The organism is Devosia sp. GW821-FHT12F11 (genome assembly GCF_058806655.1).
This window is the reverse complement of the sequence record NZ_JBXAPX010000002.1, coordinates 37,854-51,739: the sequence shown is the minus strand read 5'-3', so window position 1 is coordinate 51,739 and position 13,886 is coordinate 37,854. Positions and strand designations below refer to the sequence as shown.

Genomic DNA, 13,886 nt, shown 5'->3' with positions numbered 1-13,886 from the left:
CTCAGACGAGGCCGACGCGCAGGCAGTCGTGCACATGCACGATGCCGACCGGCCGCAGGCCGTCCATGGCAAAGATCGCGGTGATCCGTGGGGTCAGCGCCGTCATCTGCCGCAGCGCTTCGCTCAGCAATGCGTCCGCCGAGATGGTGCGGGGGCCAACGGTCATCACCGCCGCCGCGGTCTGCTGCAGCAGACCATCCGCCATGTGCCGGCGCAGGTCGCCATCGGTGATGATGCCGAGCAGATCGCCGGCCTCGTCCACCACCCCGGTGCAGCCAAAGCCCTTCGACGTCATCTCGAGGATCGCTGCCGCAACGGAGGCTTCAGCGCCCACCAGTGGCAGCTTGTCCTCCCGGTGCATCACTTCGCCGACGGTCAGTAACGCGCTGCCGAGCGTGCCGCCCGGGTGGAACACATGGAAATCCGAGGCCTGGAAACCACGCCGCCTGAGCAGCACCACGGCCAGCGCATCGCCCAGCGCCGCCATCATCGTCGTCGATGTCGTCGGCGCCGCGGTGATCTCGCAGGCCTCGCGCGCGTTGGGCAGCGTCACCACGATGTTCGCCGCCCGCCCCAGCCGCGAGTCCGGCCGCGCCGTGATCAGCGCCAGCGGAATATCGAAGCGCACGCAATAATTGGCGAGGTCGGACAGCTCCGCCGTGTCGCCGGACTTCGAAAACATCACCACCACATCGGCGGTGGTGATCATGCCGAGGTCGCCGTGGCTGGCGTCGCCGCCATGCACGAACTGCGCCGGCGTGCCGGTCGAGGCCAGCGTCGCCGCGACCTTGCGCGCGATATGCGCGCTCTTGCCGACACCGGAGAGAATGACCCGTCCCGGTGCCCGCTGGATCAGCTCGACCAGCGCCACGAACGCGCCGTCGAGCCCGGCGGCCAGCGCCTCGAGCCCTTCGGTTTCAAGCCTGATCGCGGCGCGCGCCTCGTCGAGGGCGAGCTGCTGCAGACGCGCATCGTTGGCAATAGGATAGCGCACGTGAGGACCCGGCCCGCGCCTTGCTGAAGACATGCCGTGGCTTAGCAGCAATCCGCGAGCACCCGCAAGCAAGCGCCGCAAGGTTGTGCGGAGCTGTCGGGCCGGCTAGAGCGCTTTCGGGAAAAGTTGCAGACTTTTCCGGTTCGAATGCGCGACCAAGCCAAAGACCTGGAGCATTTCGGCGTTTCCCTGAAACGGTGAAATGCTCTAGTCACCACGCGAGGCCAGTTGGAGTAACCGCGTGACCGAAGCCGTGCCGTTTCGCTGGAAGGCCTATGGCGGGCTCGTCACGGCGGCATCCTGGCTGCACTACGCGGTGCTGTCGCGCTTCTCCAGGAGCGACGAGGGCGGCGCCGCCTGGTTCGCGAAACGGGTGAAGCCCACACTGCCGCAACCGGCAGCCGGCAGGCGCATCTGGATCCACGCCGTCTCCGCCGGTGAATCGAAGGTCGCCGAGTTGCTTCGCCAGCGTCTGCTCGAGCACGATCCAACGCTTTCCGTGGTTCTCTCGGCCACCACCTATTCCGGTTACGCCCGCGTCCGCGGCATCGCCGGCGACGCGTCGAGCTTCATCATGCCGCTCGATACGCTCGAAGCGCAGCGGCGTGTCGTCGAGACCATCCGGCCCGATCTGCTGGTGCTGGTCGAGTCCGAGTTCTGGCCCGCCCAGTTTGCGGCCGCTCAGGCAGCTCGTGTGCCTGTGGTGGTGGTCAACGCCACGATGTCGCCCCGCAGCTTCGCGCGCCATCAGCGCAACCCGGCCGTCGCCAACCGCACCATCGTCAAGGCGCGTCGCATCTATGCGCAGGATGAGACCATTGCCACCCGCTACGCCCAGCTCGGTGTGCCGCGTGAGCGCATCGAAGTGCTGGGCAACCTGAAGCTTGTGCCGCTCATCAGCGCCGGTCCGGTGCGCAAGGACGCGCCGCCGCTGATCGTCTTCGGCAACGTCCATCGTGACGAGATCGAAGCGCTCGCCCCGGCCATCGCCGAGCTGCGCATCAAACGTCCCGAGGCAAGGCTGGTGCTGGTGCCGCGTTATCCCGGCAAGGTCCCCGGCGAGGTGCTGAGCGCCAGCTTCGGCGCCGAACTGGCCATCGTCGACAACGAGGCCGCCATCGCCGGTGCCGGCGGCCTCGTCTGGCTCGATGAAATGGGCACGCTCTCGAAGGTTTACGCCCGCGCCACCATCGGGGTCGTTTGCGGTACCTTCTCGCCGATCGGCGGTCACGACCTCGGCGAGCCGCTGCATCTGGGTGCCGCCAGCGTCTATGGTCCGCATATCGAACGCCAGAAGCCGTTGCACGAAGCGTTGTCGGCCCTCGGCGGTGCGATGCAGGTCAGTGCGGCGGGGCTCCCGCGGGCGGTGCTGGATCTGCTCGACGACGAGGCGCGCCGCCGCCAGATGATCGACGCCTTCCGCAGCGTGGCGGAGCAGGCAGTCGGACGGCTTGACGCCCTGGCGGCGAGCCTTGTCGCTGAGGTGAACGGCTGAGGCCGCTTACTCGTCGTCTTCCGGGTTCAGCAGCCGGTGCAGGTGCACCACGAAATAGCGCATCTCGGCATTGTCCACCGTCAGCTGCGCCTTCTGCTTCCACACCGCGTGCGCCGCGGCGTAGTTCGGGTAGACCCCGACCAGGTCGACCGCATCGAGATCCTTGAAGGTGATGTCTTCGCCCTTTTCCACTTCGCCGCCGATGACGAGGTGCAAGAGTTGCTGCTTGGGCTCGGGTTTCTTGGTCTTGCTCACGGCTTCAGACGCTCCAGATCGACTTCCTGTGGCTGCGGGCAGCCGTAGACCTTGACCAGCGCCGCATGTAGCGGCGCTTTTAGCGAAGGCTCGGCCAACGCCGCAAGCGCCCCATGCCGGGTTTCCGGGCGATTGAAGCGCAAGGCACCTATGCACACATCCTCGAAACCGATCCCCGCCTCGCTGAGGATGCACGCGGCGCCCGCTACATCCCAATCCTGCGCCCCACGCCGCACCACTACAGCGTCGAGCTTGCCCGAAGCCACCAGCGCCAGCCGATAGGCCAGGGAGGGGTAGAATGGCCCGCGGGTGTAATCGAGGCCCGCTGCCTGCAGCTCCTGGTGCACCGCACCCGGCGCCGGGATCAGCGGCGCGGTCTGGCCCGGGTGGCGCTGCCGCACCAGCGGCCTGCCGTTGAGCCGCGCGCCATCGCCGATTGCCGCGTCATACATCTCGTCGCGCACCGGTGCGTAGACCACGCCGGCGATCGCTACACCGTCCTCGACCACCGCCAGTGATACCGTCCAGCTGTCCTCGCCGCGGATGAAGCCGCGCGTGCCGTCGATCGGGTCGACTACGAACACCCGGCGATGGCTCAACCGCTCGGGGTTGTCGACACTCTCTTCGCTCAGCCAGCCATAGTCGGGGCGCGCGGTGAGCAGCGCCGAGTTGAGGAACTTGTCGAGGACGATGTCCGCCTCGCTCACCGGCGAGGCGTTCTCCTTGGTCCAGGTCTTCAGATCCTTGCGGAAATAGCCGGCAGCGATGATGCCCGCGGTGACGGCGGCCGAGCGCAGCAATTCGCGGTCGTCGGCGGCAGTAGTCGGGGCGGCATCGGGCATCAGGTTTCCGGGATATTTGGCTGGCCGTGCTTCTAGGCGCATCCCCCGGCTGGAACAAGACCGCAGATGCGGCGAGCACCGGTCGGGAACGGCCCGCGGCCAATTGGTTAAAGCCAAGCAAGCATACGCACTTAAGACTGCGTTACACCCGGTGACGACCCGCTAACCCTTCGCAAAACAACCTAAACTTAACCCAGTTTCTTAAGTGGGGTGGCAAGGCGGGCGGGTAGATTGGGGGCATCAAAGAGGGCGGCAAAAACAAGCTCTCGAGAGTTGACAGGAAGGCTTATCATGCAGGGTCGTGTTGGGATCGACGGGTCGTCGGTTGTCATGTTGTTCGGTGAGGGGCGTGCCCCGCGGACACGTCCGCTGACTGCCAGGTATTTCGGTCCGGCCAACGACAACGGCCCCAAGGACCCGGTGAAGACCGTGACGGTGCGCAAGACGCTCGAAAAGAGCGGCGTCGCCATCAAGATCAAGGTGCCGGTCGACGAATTCATCGGCGTTGCCGTGTCGACCTCGATCACCGAGGAAGGTGTGCTGTCGAGCGCCATCGAGCTGGTGCACGGCGATCCCGACCTCAACTACCGGGTGTTCGAAGAGATCGGCAATTCCAACGTCGTCGCCGAGTGGCAGAACTGGGGCAAGAAGCTCCGCCTGCCGCTGTTCATCAAGGCGGGCGACGGTAACCTCCTCCCCTATTCGCAGCAGGTCGATGGCGTCGCGCTCGGTTTGAAGCACGATCGCCGCCGCCTCGCCGCCGACGCCGAGCGTCGCCCGCGTTTCCTCAACCGCCGGAAGCCCGGCGAAGCCTCCTGATGCAACCTTTGCAGCGCTAAGCCGTTTCCAGAGAAGACAAGCCGACAGCGATCCCATGCACGTTTGAACTGTCGGAAAGACTCGTAGCGACCTCCAAAACTTAAGCTCGAGCCGGGGTCGATCCAGAAATGGATCGGCCCCGCTTCCTTTGAGGCACGGCCACCGCATGGTCTCGCCCGATACTCGATGTCATTGCTGCGAAGGCAGGGACCCAACTCCGCGGCGAGGGCTTTGCCCTCGTCCGCCAAGCTGGCGCGAGCTGTGAAATGGGTCCCTGCTTTTGCAGGGATGACAGTCGGTGGGCGAGCGAAGTTTTCCGCTAAACCACCAGATCGAGCAGCAGTGCCGCGGTGAACGCCAGCCCGACCCAGTGATTGGCACGGAACCGCACCAGCGCATTGGCGGGATCATGCGGTTCGAGCGTGCGGACCTGCCAGCCGAGGATGCCGATCACCGAGAGCATGCCTACGAGGAACGGCCAGCCCGCTCCAACCATCAGGCCCGCAGCAACCCACAGTACCACAGTTGCTGCGTAGAACAGCGCCACCAGCAGGCGCGCCCTCCGCCCGAACAGCCGGGCAGTGGATTTCACCCCCACCAGCGCATCGTCCTCGATGTCCTGCAGCGCGTAGATGGTGTCGTAACCGATGGTCCACAGGATGCCGCCGACATAGAGCAGCAGCGGGGGCAGGGCGAGTGAACCTGTCTGCGAGCTCCAGCCGACCAGCGCCCCCCAGTTGAACGCCAGCCCGAGGAACAGTTGCGGCCACCAGGTGACCCGCTTCATGAACGGGTAGATCGCCACCAGCACCAGCGACGCGACGCCGAGCAGCACCGTGGTGGCATTGAACTGCAGCAGCACCACCAGCCCGACCAGCGACTGCAGCACCAGAAACAGCGCCGCCTGCCGCTTCGTCACCTGTCCGGAGGGAATCGGCCGCGAACGGGTGCGAGCCACCTTCATGTCGATATCGGTATCGACGATGTCGTTGAACGTGCAGCCCGCCCCGCGCATCGCCACCGAACCGATGTAGAACAGTACCAGCGCCCACCAGTCGAAGCCGCGCGCCGGCTCAGCCAGCGCTGCCAGCGCCAGCGCGAAGCCGCACGGCCAGAACAGCAGCAGCAACGGCAGCGGCCGGTCCCAGCGCGCCAGCCGCCCGTAGGGCTTCAACCACTCGGGGGCATAACGGTCGAGCCAGTTGCCGCGGCTTGCGTCCGCTACGGTACCTGTTGCTTTTTCAGGGGTTTGCATCGTCGGTCTTGTATGCCTTGATGGCGCCAGGCCACTTCCTTTGTCACGCGTACCACGATGCCCAGATCGCACAAGACCCTCCCACGCCTCTACATCGAGGCGCCGCTCGCCGCTGGCGCGATGCTCGAACTCGGTCGCGATCACACCAACTACCTGCTGAGCGTGCTGCGCATGAAAGCCGCCGACGCGCTGGTGGTGTTCAATGGCACGGACGGCGCCTGGATGGCGAAGATCGCCGACGACCACAGGAAGGGCGCCACTCTCGAACTCGTCGTGCAGACCCAGCACCAGACGCCGAAATCCGACCTCTGGTTCGGTTTTGCGCCGCTGAAGACCGGTCGCCTCGATTACCTGGTGCAGAAGGCCACCGAGATGGGCGCCGGCGCCATCCAGCCGGTGATCACCCGCTATACCCAGGTGTCGCGTCTCAAGGCCGACAAGCTGCATGCCAACATCATCGAGGCTGCCGAGCAGTGCGAAGTGCTCAGCGTCCCGACGCTGGCCGAAGAAATCGCGCTCGCCGACCTCATTGCCCACTGGCAGCACGACCACGGCCTCCGCCGTCTGATCTTCGCCGATGAGAGCGCCCCCAGCCACGCCCCCAACACCCAACTGATGGACCTCGACGGCCTCCCCATCGGCATCCTGGTCGGTCCTGAGGGGGGCTTTTCCGACGACGAGCGGGCGCTGCTCCTCGCGCAATCCTTCGTCATTCCGATCAGCCTCGGCCCCCGCATCCTGCGCGCCGATACTGCGGCCGTGGCCGCCCTGGCGGTGGTTCAGTCAACCATCGGCGATTGGCGATAAAGCCCATTGCATTCGGAGCGCGGCTCAGTATTGTCCGCCGCGCCCGGCCAGGAGCCGGCAGTTCTGCCTCACTGGAGTGCCTATGTCCGGCGAAGAAAACGCACCGCTGATTGAATCGCGGGCTGACCTGCTTGAGGTCATGGCCGTCGGCGGCAAGCCGAAATCCGAGTGGCGCGTCGGCACCGAGCACGAAAAGCACGTCTACCGCAAAGCTCCGATCGCTCCCGTCCCCTACGCCGGCGATGATGGCGTCCGCGCTCTGCTTCAGGGCATCGAGGGGCGCACCGGCTGGCACCCGTTCTTCGACCGCGGCAACCCGATCGGGCTGCGCAACCTGGGTGCCGTCGGCGGCATCTCGCTCGAGCCGGGCGGTCAGTTCGAACTGTCGGGCGCCCCCCAGCTCACCATCCACGATGCTGCCGCAGAGCTCGATGCGCATCTCGAGGATTGCCGCGTCATCGGTGGGCCGCTGAACATCCATTTCCTCGGTCTCGGCGTCACCCCGCTCTGGTCGGTTGCCGAAATCGCCGCCATGCCGAAGTCGCGCTACGGCATCATGACCAAGTACATGCAGGAGGTGGGCAGCCTCGGCACATCGATGATGTACCGCTCGGCCACCGTGCAGGCGAACCTCGATTTCTCCGACGAAGCCGACATGATCAAGAAGCTGCGCGTCTCGGTGGCGCTGCAGCCCATCGTTACCGCGCTGTTTGCCAATTCGCCCTTCGTCGACGGCAAGCCGTCGGGTTATCTGAGCTTCCGCTCGCACATCTGGCTCAACACCGATCGCGCCCGTACCGGCATGCTGCCCTTCGCCTTCGAGGATGGCTTCGGCTTCGACCGCTACGCCGAATACGCGCTCGACGTGCCGATGTATTTCGTCATCAGGAAGGGCGAGTACATCAACGTCGCCGGCGAGAGTTTCCGCGCCTTCATGCAGGGTAAGCTGCCGCAACTGCCGGGCGTTCGCCCGACGGTGAAGGATTGGGAGAACCACCTCTCGACCCTTTTCCCCGAGGTTCGCCTCAAGCAATTCCTCGAACAACGCGGCGCCGACATGGGTGATCGCGACCACGTCCTGGCGCTCGCTGCCATCTGGACCGGCCTGCTCTATGACAGCGAGGCGCTCGACGCCGCCTGGGACCTGGTCAGCGACTGGACCGAAGCCGAGCGCCAGACGCTCCGCAACGAGGTCCCGCGCACCGCCATTCACACCCCGTTCCGTGGCGGCACCGTCGCCGATATCGCTCGCCTCGTCGTCGATCTCGCCGGCGACGGGCTCCGCCGCCGCAAGTACCTTGCCGGCGGCAAGGACGAAACCGTCTTCCTCGACCCGCTCAACGAGACCCTCGACCTCGGCAAGACCCAGGCCGAACGCTGGCTCGACAAGTACAATGGCGAGTGGGCCGGCGACCTGACCCGGATATTCGACGAAGCCGAGATCTGATCTCGTCTTTCCCTCCCCGCGTGGCAGGGAGGGACTGGCACGTCCGAAAAATCCCCACCTCACTGTCCGGTGCCCGCGGCGGCCCCCACCCCCTCCCGGCCTCCCCCATCAAGGGGGAGGTGTCAGGCCGGTGATTGGGCTGGATCTTGCCTCACCCGTCGAACGGCACCTCCCCCCTTGGGGGGAGGTTGGGAGGGGGGTGGGCCACGAGCACTAGGTGGGCAGCTTCGGCATGAATTCCTGCCTCCTGGCATGCCGCGAGTTGCCATCGGCAGACCCGAACACAACCCTGCAAACTGATCGCAAAGAATCATTTGCAAACATCCCTTTGTGATCATAACATCCGGGCATGAAAGCCCCGACCCGCGAGATCACCCGCATCGTCCCCGATGCGACCGCCCTCAAGGCCCTGACCCATCCGGTGCGTCTGCGCATGCTTGGCATGCTGCGCATCGACGGGCCGGCGACAGCCACCGGCCTTGCCGAACGCCTCGGGCTCAACTCCGGCGCCACCAGCTATCACCTGCGCCAGCTCGCCCAGCACGGCTTCATCGAGGAAGCCGCCGACCAGCCCTCGCGCCGCGATCGCTGGTGGCAGGCGCGCCATGAGTCGACATCGTTCTTCGAGCCAGGCGGCACTGAGGAGCAATTCGATACCAGCGTTGCCTTCGCCCAGGCCGCGCTCTCCGAGCAGGTGAATCTCATGCAGCGCGCGCAGGACGAGTTCGTCCAGTTGCCGCCCGACTGGCAGGCCACCACCCAGATCAGCGATTTCACCATCGCCATGACCCCAGAGCAGGCCAATGCGCTGAAGGGCAAGTTGCTCGAACTGCTGTGGCAGGCGATGCGCGAGGGCCCGGGTCTCGGAAGCAAGTTGCCCCCGGGTATGGAACTCTACACCGTGATGCTGCACGCCTTTCCTTATCCCGGGCGGCTCACCGGGGGCGAGGGGCGCGACAAGCGGGGTGACAAGTGAACCGCCGCCCCTTCCTTGCTTTCGCCCTCGCCGAGACCCTGTCGATCTCGGGCACGCGCCTTTCCACCATCGCCATCCCGTGGCTGGTGCTCACCACTACCGGCAGTCCGGTGCTGACCGGCGTCGTCGCCATGGCCGAAATGCTGCCCTATGTCGTTGCCAAGGCGCTGTCGGGTCCGCTGATCGATCGCATCGGCCCCAAGCGCCTCGCCATCGGCTGCGATCTGGCTTCGGTGCTGGTGGTCGGCCTCGTGCCGCTGCTGGCGCTCACTGGGTGGCTCGGTTTCGAGCTGCTGCTCCCCATCGTCGTCGCCATGGGCATGCTGCGCGGTCCGTCCGATGCGGCCAAGCACGCTATGGTGCCCGATATCGCGAGGCTCGCTGTCGTCCCGCTCGAGCGCGTCACCGGCGTCGCCGGCGTCATCGAGCGTCTCGCCTCCACCGTCGGTGCTGCCGCCGCCGGCGGGCTGATTGCGCTCATCGGTCCCGGCCTCGCCCTGGCGCTGAATGCGGTAACCTTCGCGCTGGCCGCACTGGTCGTTGCAACAGGCCTCCCGGCATTTCGCACCGCACGGCCGGAATCGCGGGCCTCGTACTTCAGTGAGCTGCGCGAGGGATTCGATTTCATCCGCCGCGATGCGCTGCTGGTCGGCATCGTCATCATGATCTCGACCACCAACCTGCTCGACGCCGCTTATTCCGCTGTGCTGCTGCCGGTCTGGACGCAGAGCGCGGGCTACGATGCCGCGCTGCTCGGCCTGCTCTTTGCCGTGATGTCCGCGGCGGCGATCGCCGGCGCCGCTATCGCCACGGCGACCGGCGAGCGCCTGCCGCGGCTCACCGTCTATACCCTGGCATTCCTGATCGCCGGCCTGCCGCGCTTCGCCGTATTCGCCATCGACGTGCCGCTGGTCGCGGCGTTTGCCACGCTGGCCATCGCTGGTTTCGCCGCCGGTTTCATCAATCCGATCCTCAGCGCCGTGATCATCGAACGCATTCCACCGGGGATGATCGGCCGCGCCACTGCACTGATCGGCGCCTTCACCTGGGCGCTGCTCCCCTTTGGCGGCCTGGTCGGCGGCGCCTTGATCGCGCTGATCGGGCTCGGCCCGACGCTGTGGCTCACCGGCATCGCCTACGTCGCGGCAACGCTGTTGCCGCTCGCCCGGCGCAGCTTCCGCAGTTTCGGAAGCCGGCCGGGCGTGCAGTCGGTCTAGCTATTTCGTCTGCGCCGCCAGCACCCGGCTGCCGACCCAGGCGCCGATCACCACCAGCACAACCGCCAGCAGCAGCCCGATCCACACGATCGGTTCGCCGAACTGCCCGAGGAACACCGCCCGCAGCGCCTCGACGATGTGTTTGAACGGGTTGAAATTGGCGACCATCTGCAGCCAGGCCGGCGCCAGGGTCATCGGCAGCAGGATGCCCGAGAGCAACAGGATCGGCAGCGCCAGGGTGTTGACCATCGGCGCCAGCGCGTCCTCGCTCTTGGTGGCGATGCCGATGGCGTTCGAGATGAACGAGAACGCCGCGCCGAGCAGCGCCACCAGCACCAGACCGATCAGCAGCGCCCCGACCGGCACGCGCAGCCCCATGAAGAACGCGGCGCTGACCAGGACGATCGCCTGCACCGTGATCACCACCACGTCGCGCAGCGTCCGCCCGGTAATGATCGCGGTGCGTGCCGCCGGCGACACCAGTTGCCGGTCGATCACGCCGGAGCGCCACTCGGCGATGATGCCGAAACCGACGAACAGCCCGCCGAAAATGCCGAGCTGCACCAGCAGCCCGGGCACGAACACCTGCCAGGCGTCACCCTGGAAGCCGGAGGTCGCGGCGATCGTCTGCAGCAGCGGCCCGAACAACGTCAGGTAGAGGATGGGCTGCAACAGCCCGATCACCACCCAGAGCGGCTGGCGGAGCGACAGCACCATCGAGCGCCTGAAAATAATCCACGTATCGCGAATGAAGGACATGGTCGTCTCCTTAGTCTCTGAGCGACCGGCCGGTCAGCGTCAGGAAAACGTCGTCGAGGGTAGGGCGGTTCACATCGACGCCGATGGCATCGATCCCCGCCTTGGTGAGGTCGCCGAGCAGCACCGGCAGCGCTGTCGCGCCATCCGGCACGTGCAAGCGCACCACGTTCGCCTCGGTCACCGGTGTGTCTGCCCCGCTGAGTCGCGCTGCGATCCCGGCCGAGTTCGCGGCATCGGCCTCGGTCCTCAGCGTCAGGGTAATGGTGTCACCCGAAACCCGCTTCTTCAGCTCCGCTGGCGTGCCCTCGGCGACGATCGTGCCGTGGTCGATGATCAGGATGCGGTCGGAAAGCGAGTCGGCCTCGTCCATGTAATGCGTGGTGAGGAACACCGTGGTCCCCAACTCGTCGCGGAGCTTCCTGATGTGATTCCACAGGTTCGCCCGGCTCTGCGGGTCGAGCCCGGTCGAGGGCTCGTCGAGGAACACCAGCCGCGGCTGGTGGATCAGCCCCATCACGATATCAAGCCGCCGCCGCTGCCCGCCCGACAGCGAGCCGCAGGTGCGGTCCCAGATCTCGGCGAGGTCGAGCGCCGCGAGCAGTTCCTTGCCGCGCTGAATCGCCACCTGCTTGTCGATGCCATAGAGCCGCGCATGGCTGACGATCTCCTCGCCCACCTTGGCCTCCGGCGAGGTCGAGCCCGCCTGGCTGACATAGCCGATGCGCCGGCGCACCTCGACCGGGTCGCGGCGAAGGTCGGCGCCCACCACAGTGGCAGAGCCGTCGGTCGGCGCCAGGAGGGTGCAGAGCATCTTCAGCGTCGTGGTCTTGCCGGCGCCGTTGGGCCCCAGGAAGCCGACGATCTCGCCTTCGCGCACGCTCAGGTCGATGCCGCGCACCGCGTCGATCGTCTTGCCCTTGGCCCCCCGCGCCTTGAAGCTTCGTTTGAGGCCCCTGGCCTCGATGATGGTGTTGGTCACTTGCGCCTCGTTGTCGTTGTTCGGCACGGCGATCAGCCCGGCCGGCGCGCGCCGGATCGGCTGGAATGGATGCGATTGCGGTTTCATATGCCGGCCCTCCGGCCGTCATCTTTGCGTAGTCTTGGGTTGCGTGGTCTTCATGCTGGTTTGACGGCCGGCCGGCTTGATTTCGGTTGCTCGGTGCCGGACGGCCGCATGCGACATCTGGGATTCTTGCTTTCCCCGGTATCTCATCGTATAATTATCTTATGGATCAAGATATCAGCGAGTCAAGAGAAACTGAGGCCGGGGGCTTCGGGCTGCATTTCAGGGAGGCGACCCGCGCCAACCAGGCCTCGACCGACCTGTTCGACGAGACGCTGACGCAGTTTCTCGGCATCAACCGTACCGATGGCCGATGCCTCGATCTGATCGATCGGCGGGGCAGGGTGAGCGCCGGCCAACTCGCCAACGACAGCGGCCTGACCACCGGCGCGGTGACGGCGGTGATCGACCGGCTGGAGGCCGCCGGCTATGTGCTGCGCACCCGCGATACGCTCGACCGGCGCAAGATCTGGATCGAGTTGACCGAGGATATGAAGGCCATCACCCGCCGCATCTTCGGCCATTATGAGAAGACCGGGCCGATGATGCTGGCGCGTTTCACCCCGGATCAGCTGGCCGCGATCATGCAGTTCCTCGAGATCGGTACGTTCCTGCAGACCGAGATGGCGGCAGCGCTGCGCGAGCATCTCGATCCGCGCGCCACCACTCCCGCTGCACGCCTGATCCAGGCGCGCGCCTTCGAGCGCGCCGTGGAGGCCAACCGGGGCAGGTTGCAGGCCGAGCTGAATGGGTTGCTTGAGCGCAAAGTTCGCTGACGGGGGGCTCGGTGGCTCCCAAGACCCCCTCTCTTGCGAAAACTGAGGACTTAGCTGCGCTAAGCCCAAGTTTTCGCTTTCTCCCCCGCCAAGGGGGAGCCGATCGGTGCCCGCCACATACTTCGGATCATCAGTCAGGCATCTCCCCCTTGGCGGGGGAGAAAGCGATTTCTTAGGTTTAGCCGTTTGGCTAAGCCTTAGAAATCGCAAGAGAGGGGGCGCTGGCGGGCGCGGTGGAGGTGCGTGCTCCGCCCGTTATTCCGCCGCCATCGGCAGGCTGTCCTTGCCGTCGAGATTGCCCATGCTGGCGACGATATGGCTGGCGAGCGCATCATAGATGCCGCCATAGGCGTGGCTGGCCCGCATGAGGGCGATCTCGGCGTCGCGCAGCCGCGGCAGGTCCTTGTCCTCGGCGATCACTCGCATCCCGGGCTGCAAGGCGCTCTCGGGCAGGAAGCCGACCGCGAGATCGGTCAGCACCGCGCTGGCGATCGCCATGGCGTTGGACGAGGTGTAGGCGATGCGATAGTCGCGGCCGATGCGGTTCAGCACTTCGACCGCGTTTTCCTTCCAGCAGCAGTGCAGGCCGCCGGCGATCGGCAGCGGCTCGGTGGCGAGCGCCTGCCCGCCATGCGAGGCTACCCAGAACATCCGCTCGGTGCGGAACATCTCGCCATACTCGTGGTTGGTGCCCTGGGTGAAGACGATCAGGTCGTAGCGGCCCTTCTTCATCCCTTCGAGCAACTCCTCCGAAGGCTGGCAGCGCACGTCGACCACGATCTTGGGATGGGTGCGCTGGAAGCTGGAGAGGATCACCGGCAGCAGGCGCACCGCATAATCATCCGGCACGCCGAAGCGGATCGAGCCCTTGAGGTCGCCATCCGAGAACACATCCATGATCTCGGCATTGATCCTGAGCATGCGGCGCGCCCGCGCGTAGAGCGCATCGCCATATTCGGTCAGCGCCACCGTGCGGCCGTCGCGGCTGAGCAAGGCCTGGCCGAGCCGTTCCTCCAGTCGCTTGATCTGCATCGACACCGCCGACTGGGTCTTGTTCACCCGGCGCGCCGCCTCGGTGAAACTGCCGCAATCGGCAATGGCGCAGAAGCTCTGCAACTGGTCGAGATCGAGGGGCGTGCTCATCCCGTTTCTCCATCACGAAATTTGATGATCGGGATGAA

14 protein-coding genes are annotated in these 13,886 nt (G+C 66.0%); 7 read left to right on the top strand and 7 right to left on the bottom strand.

The window, feature by feature from the left end:
* Window position 1: 1 nt before the first annotated feature.
* Complete coding sequence (locus tag AC1ROK_RS05870) at window positions 2–994, bottom strand: KpsF/GutQ family sugar-phosphate isomerase (RefSeq protein WP_492844811.1); 993 nt, start codon at window positions 992–994, stop codon at window positions 2–4.
* Between the two features lie 241 nt (window positions 995–1,235).
* Between AC1ROK_RS05870 and AC1ROK_RS05865 the strand changes: the two genes are divergently transcribed.
* Complete coding sequence (locus tag AC1ROK_RS05865; RefSeq protein WP_492844809.1) at window positions 1,236–2,489, top strand: 3-deoxy-D-manno-octulosonic acid transferase; 1,254 nt, start codon at window positions 1,236–1,238, stop codon at window positions 2,487–2,489.
* A 6-nt stretch (window positions 2,490–2,495) separates the two neighbouring features.
* Here the strand turns inward: AC1ROK_RS05865 and AC1ROK_RS05860 are convergent, their stop codons facing one another.
* Complete coding sequence (locus AC1ROK_RS05860; RefSeq protein ID WP_492844807.1) at window positions 2,496–2,744, bottom strand: DUF4170 domain-containing protein; 249 nt, start codon at window positions 2,742–2,744, stop codon at window positions 2,496–2,498.
* A complete protein-coding gene (locus AC1ROK_RS05855) occupies window positions 2,741–3,586 on the bottom strand; it encodes a 3'(2'),5'-bisphosphate nucleotidase CysQ (protein WP_492844805.1) in 846 nt (281 codons plus the stop codon). The genes AC1ROK_RS05860 and AC1ROK_RS05855 overlap by 4 nt, the downstream gene beginning before the upstream one ends.
* Before the next feature lie 291 nt (window positions 3,587–3,877).
* Between AC1ROK_RS05855 and AC1ROK_RS05850 the strand changes: the two genes are divergently transcribed.
* A complete protein-coding gene (locus AC1ROK_RS05850; RefSeq protein WP_492844803.1) occupies window positions 3,878–4,405 on the top strand; it encodes a DUF6101 family protein in 528 nt (175 codons plus the stop codon).
* 319 nt (window positions 4,406–4,724) lie between these two features.
* On the opposite strand, the gene ubiA is transcribed toward AC1ROK_RS05850, so the two are convergent.
* The gene (ubiA, locus tag AC1ROK_RS05845; RefSeq protein WP_492844801.1) at window positions 4,725–5,660 is read right to left on the bottom strand and encodes a 4-hydroxybenzoate octaprenyltransferase; all 936 of its coding nucleotides are present in this window, start codon (window positions 5,658–5,660) and stop codon (window positions 4,725–4,727) included.
* Between the two features lie 57 nt (window positions 5,661–5,717).
* On the opposite strand from ubiA, the gene AC1ROK_RS05840 reads away from it, so the two are divergent.
* The 4 genes from AC1ROK_RS05840 to AC1ROK_RS05825 all read left to right on the top strand — a co-directional run bounded on the left by AC1ROK_RS05840 (window position 5,718) and on the right by AC1ROK_RS05825 (window position 10,107).
* Window positions 5,718–6,467: a 16S rRNA (uracil(1498)-N(3))-methyltransferase gene (locus AC1ROK_RS05840; RefSeq protein ID WP_492844799.1), complete on the top strand. Its 750-nt coding sequence runs from the start codon at window positions 5,718–5,720 to the stop codon at window positions 6,465–6,467.
* Window positions 6,468–6,549: 82 nt separating this feature from the next.
* Window positions 6,550–7,914 carry a glutamate--cysteine ligase gene (locus AC1ROK_RS05835; RefSeq protein ID WP_492844797.1) on the top strand — a complete coding sequence of 455 codons (1,365 nt, stop codon included), beginning with the start codon at window positions 6,550–6,552 and terminating at the stop codon, window positions 7,912–7,914.
* Between the two features lie 349 nt (window positions 7,915–8,263).
* Window positions 8,264–8,890 (top strand): winged helix-turn-helix domain-containing protein, encoded by a 627-nt coding sequence (locus AC1ROK_RS05830; protein ID WP_492844794.1) that lies wholly within the window; start codon window positions 8,264–8,266, stop codon window positions 8,888–8,890.
* Window positions 8,887–10,107, top strand: coding sequence for an MFS transporter (locus AC1ROK_RS05825; protein WP_492844793.1), 1,221 nt, complete (start codon window positions 8,887–8,889; stop codon window positions 10,105–10,107). The genes AC1ROK_RS05830 and AC1ROK_RS05825 overlap by 4 nt, the downstream gene beginning before the upstream one ends.
* Here AC1ROK_RS05825 and AC1ROK_RS05820 read toward each other — a convergent pair whose 3' ends face one another.
* Both AC1ROK_RS05820 and AC1ROK_RS05815 read right to left on the bottom strand, forming a co-directional pair.
* Window positions 10,108–10,866 carry an ABC transporter permease gene (locus tag AC1ROK_RS05820; RefSeq protein WP_492844790.1) on the bottom strand — a complete coding sequence of 253 codons (759 nt, stop codon included), beginning with the start codon at window positions 10,864–10,866 and terminating at the stop codon, window positions 10,108–10,110. It lies immediately after the preceding gene.
* Window positions 10,867–10,876: 10 nt separating this feature from the next.
* Window positions 10,877–11,932, bottom strand: a complete 1,056-nt coding sequence (locus AC1ROK_RS05815; protein WP_492844788.1) for an ATP-binding cassette domain-containing protein — start codon at window positions 11,930–11,932, stop codon at window positions 10,877–10,879.
* A 161-nt stretch (window positions 11,933–12,093) separates the two neighbouring features.
* Between AC1ROK_RS05815 and AC1ROK_RS05810 the strand changes: the two genes are divergently transcribed.
* Window positions 12,094–12,705, top strand: coding sequence for a MarR family winged helix-turn-helix transcriptional regulator (locus tag AC1ROK_RS05810; protein WP_492844786.1), 612 nt, complete (start codon window positions 12,094–12,096; stop codon window positions 12,703–12,705).
* A 255-nt stretch (window positions 12,706–12,960) separates the two neighbouring features.
* On the opposite strand, the gene AC1ROK_RS05805 is transcribed toward AC1ROK_RS05810, so the two are convergent.
* Entirely contained in the window at window positions 12,961–13,848 is an 888-nt protein-coding gene (locus AC1ROK_RS05805; protein ID WP_055048223.1) for a LysR family transcriptional regulator, read from the bottom strand.
* Window positions 13,849–13,886 lie beyond the last annotated feature (38 nt).

Coding starts and splice junctions, on each gene's coding strand:
- AC1ROK_RS05855 (WP_492844805.1), bottom strand. CDS start 3,586: ATGCCCGATGCCGCCCCGACTACTGCCGCCGACGACCGCGAATTGCTG.
- AC1ROK_RS05850 (WP_492844803.1), top strand. CDS start 3,878: ATGCAGGGTCGTGTTGGGATCGACGGGTCGTCGGTTGTCATGTTGTTC.
- ubiA (WP_492844801.1), bottom strand. CDS start 5,660: ATGCAAACCCCTGAAAAAGCAACAGGTACCGTAGCGGACGCAAGCCGC.
- AC1ROK_RS05840 (WP_492844799.1), top strand. CDS start 5,718: ATGCCCAGATCGCACAAGACCCTCCCACGCCTCTACATCGAGGCGCCG.
- AC1ROK_RS05835 (WP_492844797.1), top strand. CDS start 6,550: ATGTCCGGCGAAGAAAACGCACCGCTGATTGAATCGCGGGCTGACCTG.
- AC1ROK_RS05830 (WP_492844794.1), top strand. CDS start 8,264: ATGAAAGCCCCGACCCGCGAGATCACCCGCATCGTCCCCGATGCGACC.
- AC1ROK_RS05820 (WP_492844790.1), bottom strand. CDS start 10,866: ATGTCCTTCATTCGCGATACGTGGATTATTTTCAGGCGCTCGATGGTG.
- AC1ROK_RS05815 (WP_492844788.1), bottom strand. CDS start 11,932: ATGAAACCGCAATCGCATCCATTCCAGCCGATCCGGCGCGCGCCGGCC.
- AC1ROK_RS05810 (WP_492844786.1), top strand. CDS start 12,094: ATGGATCAAGATATCAGCGAGTCAAGAGAAACTGAGGCCGGGGGCTTC.
- AC1ROK_RS05805 (WP_055048223.1), bottom strand. CDS start 13,848: ATGAGCACGCCCCTCGATCTCGACCAGTTGCAGAGCTTCTGCGCCATT.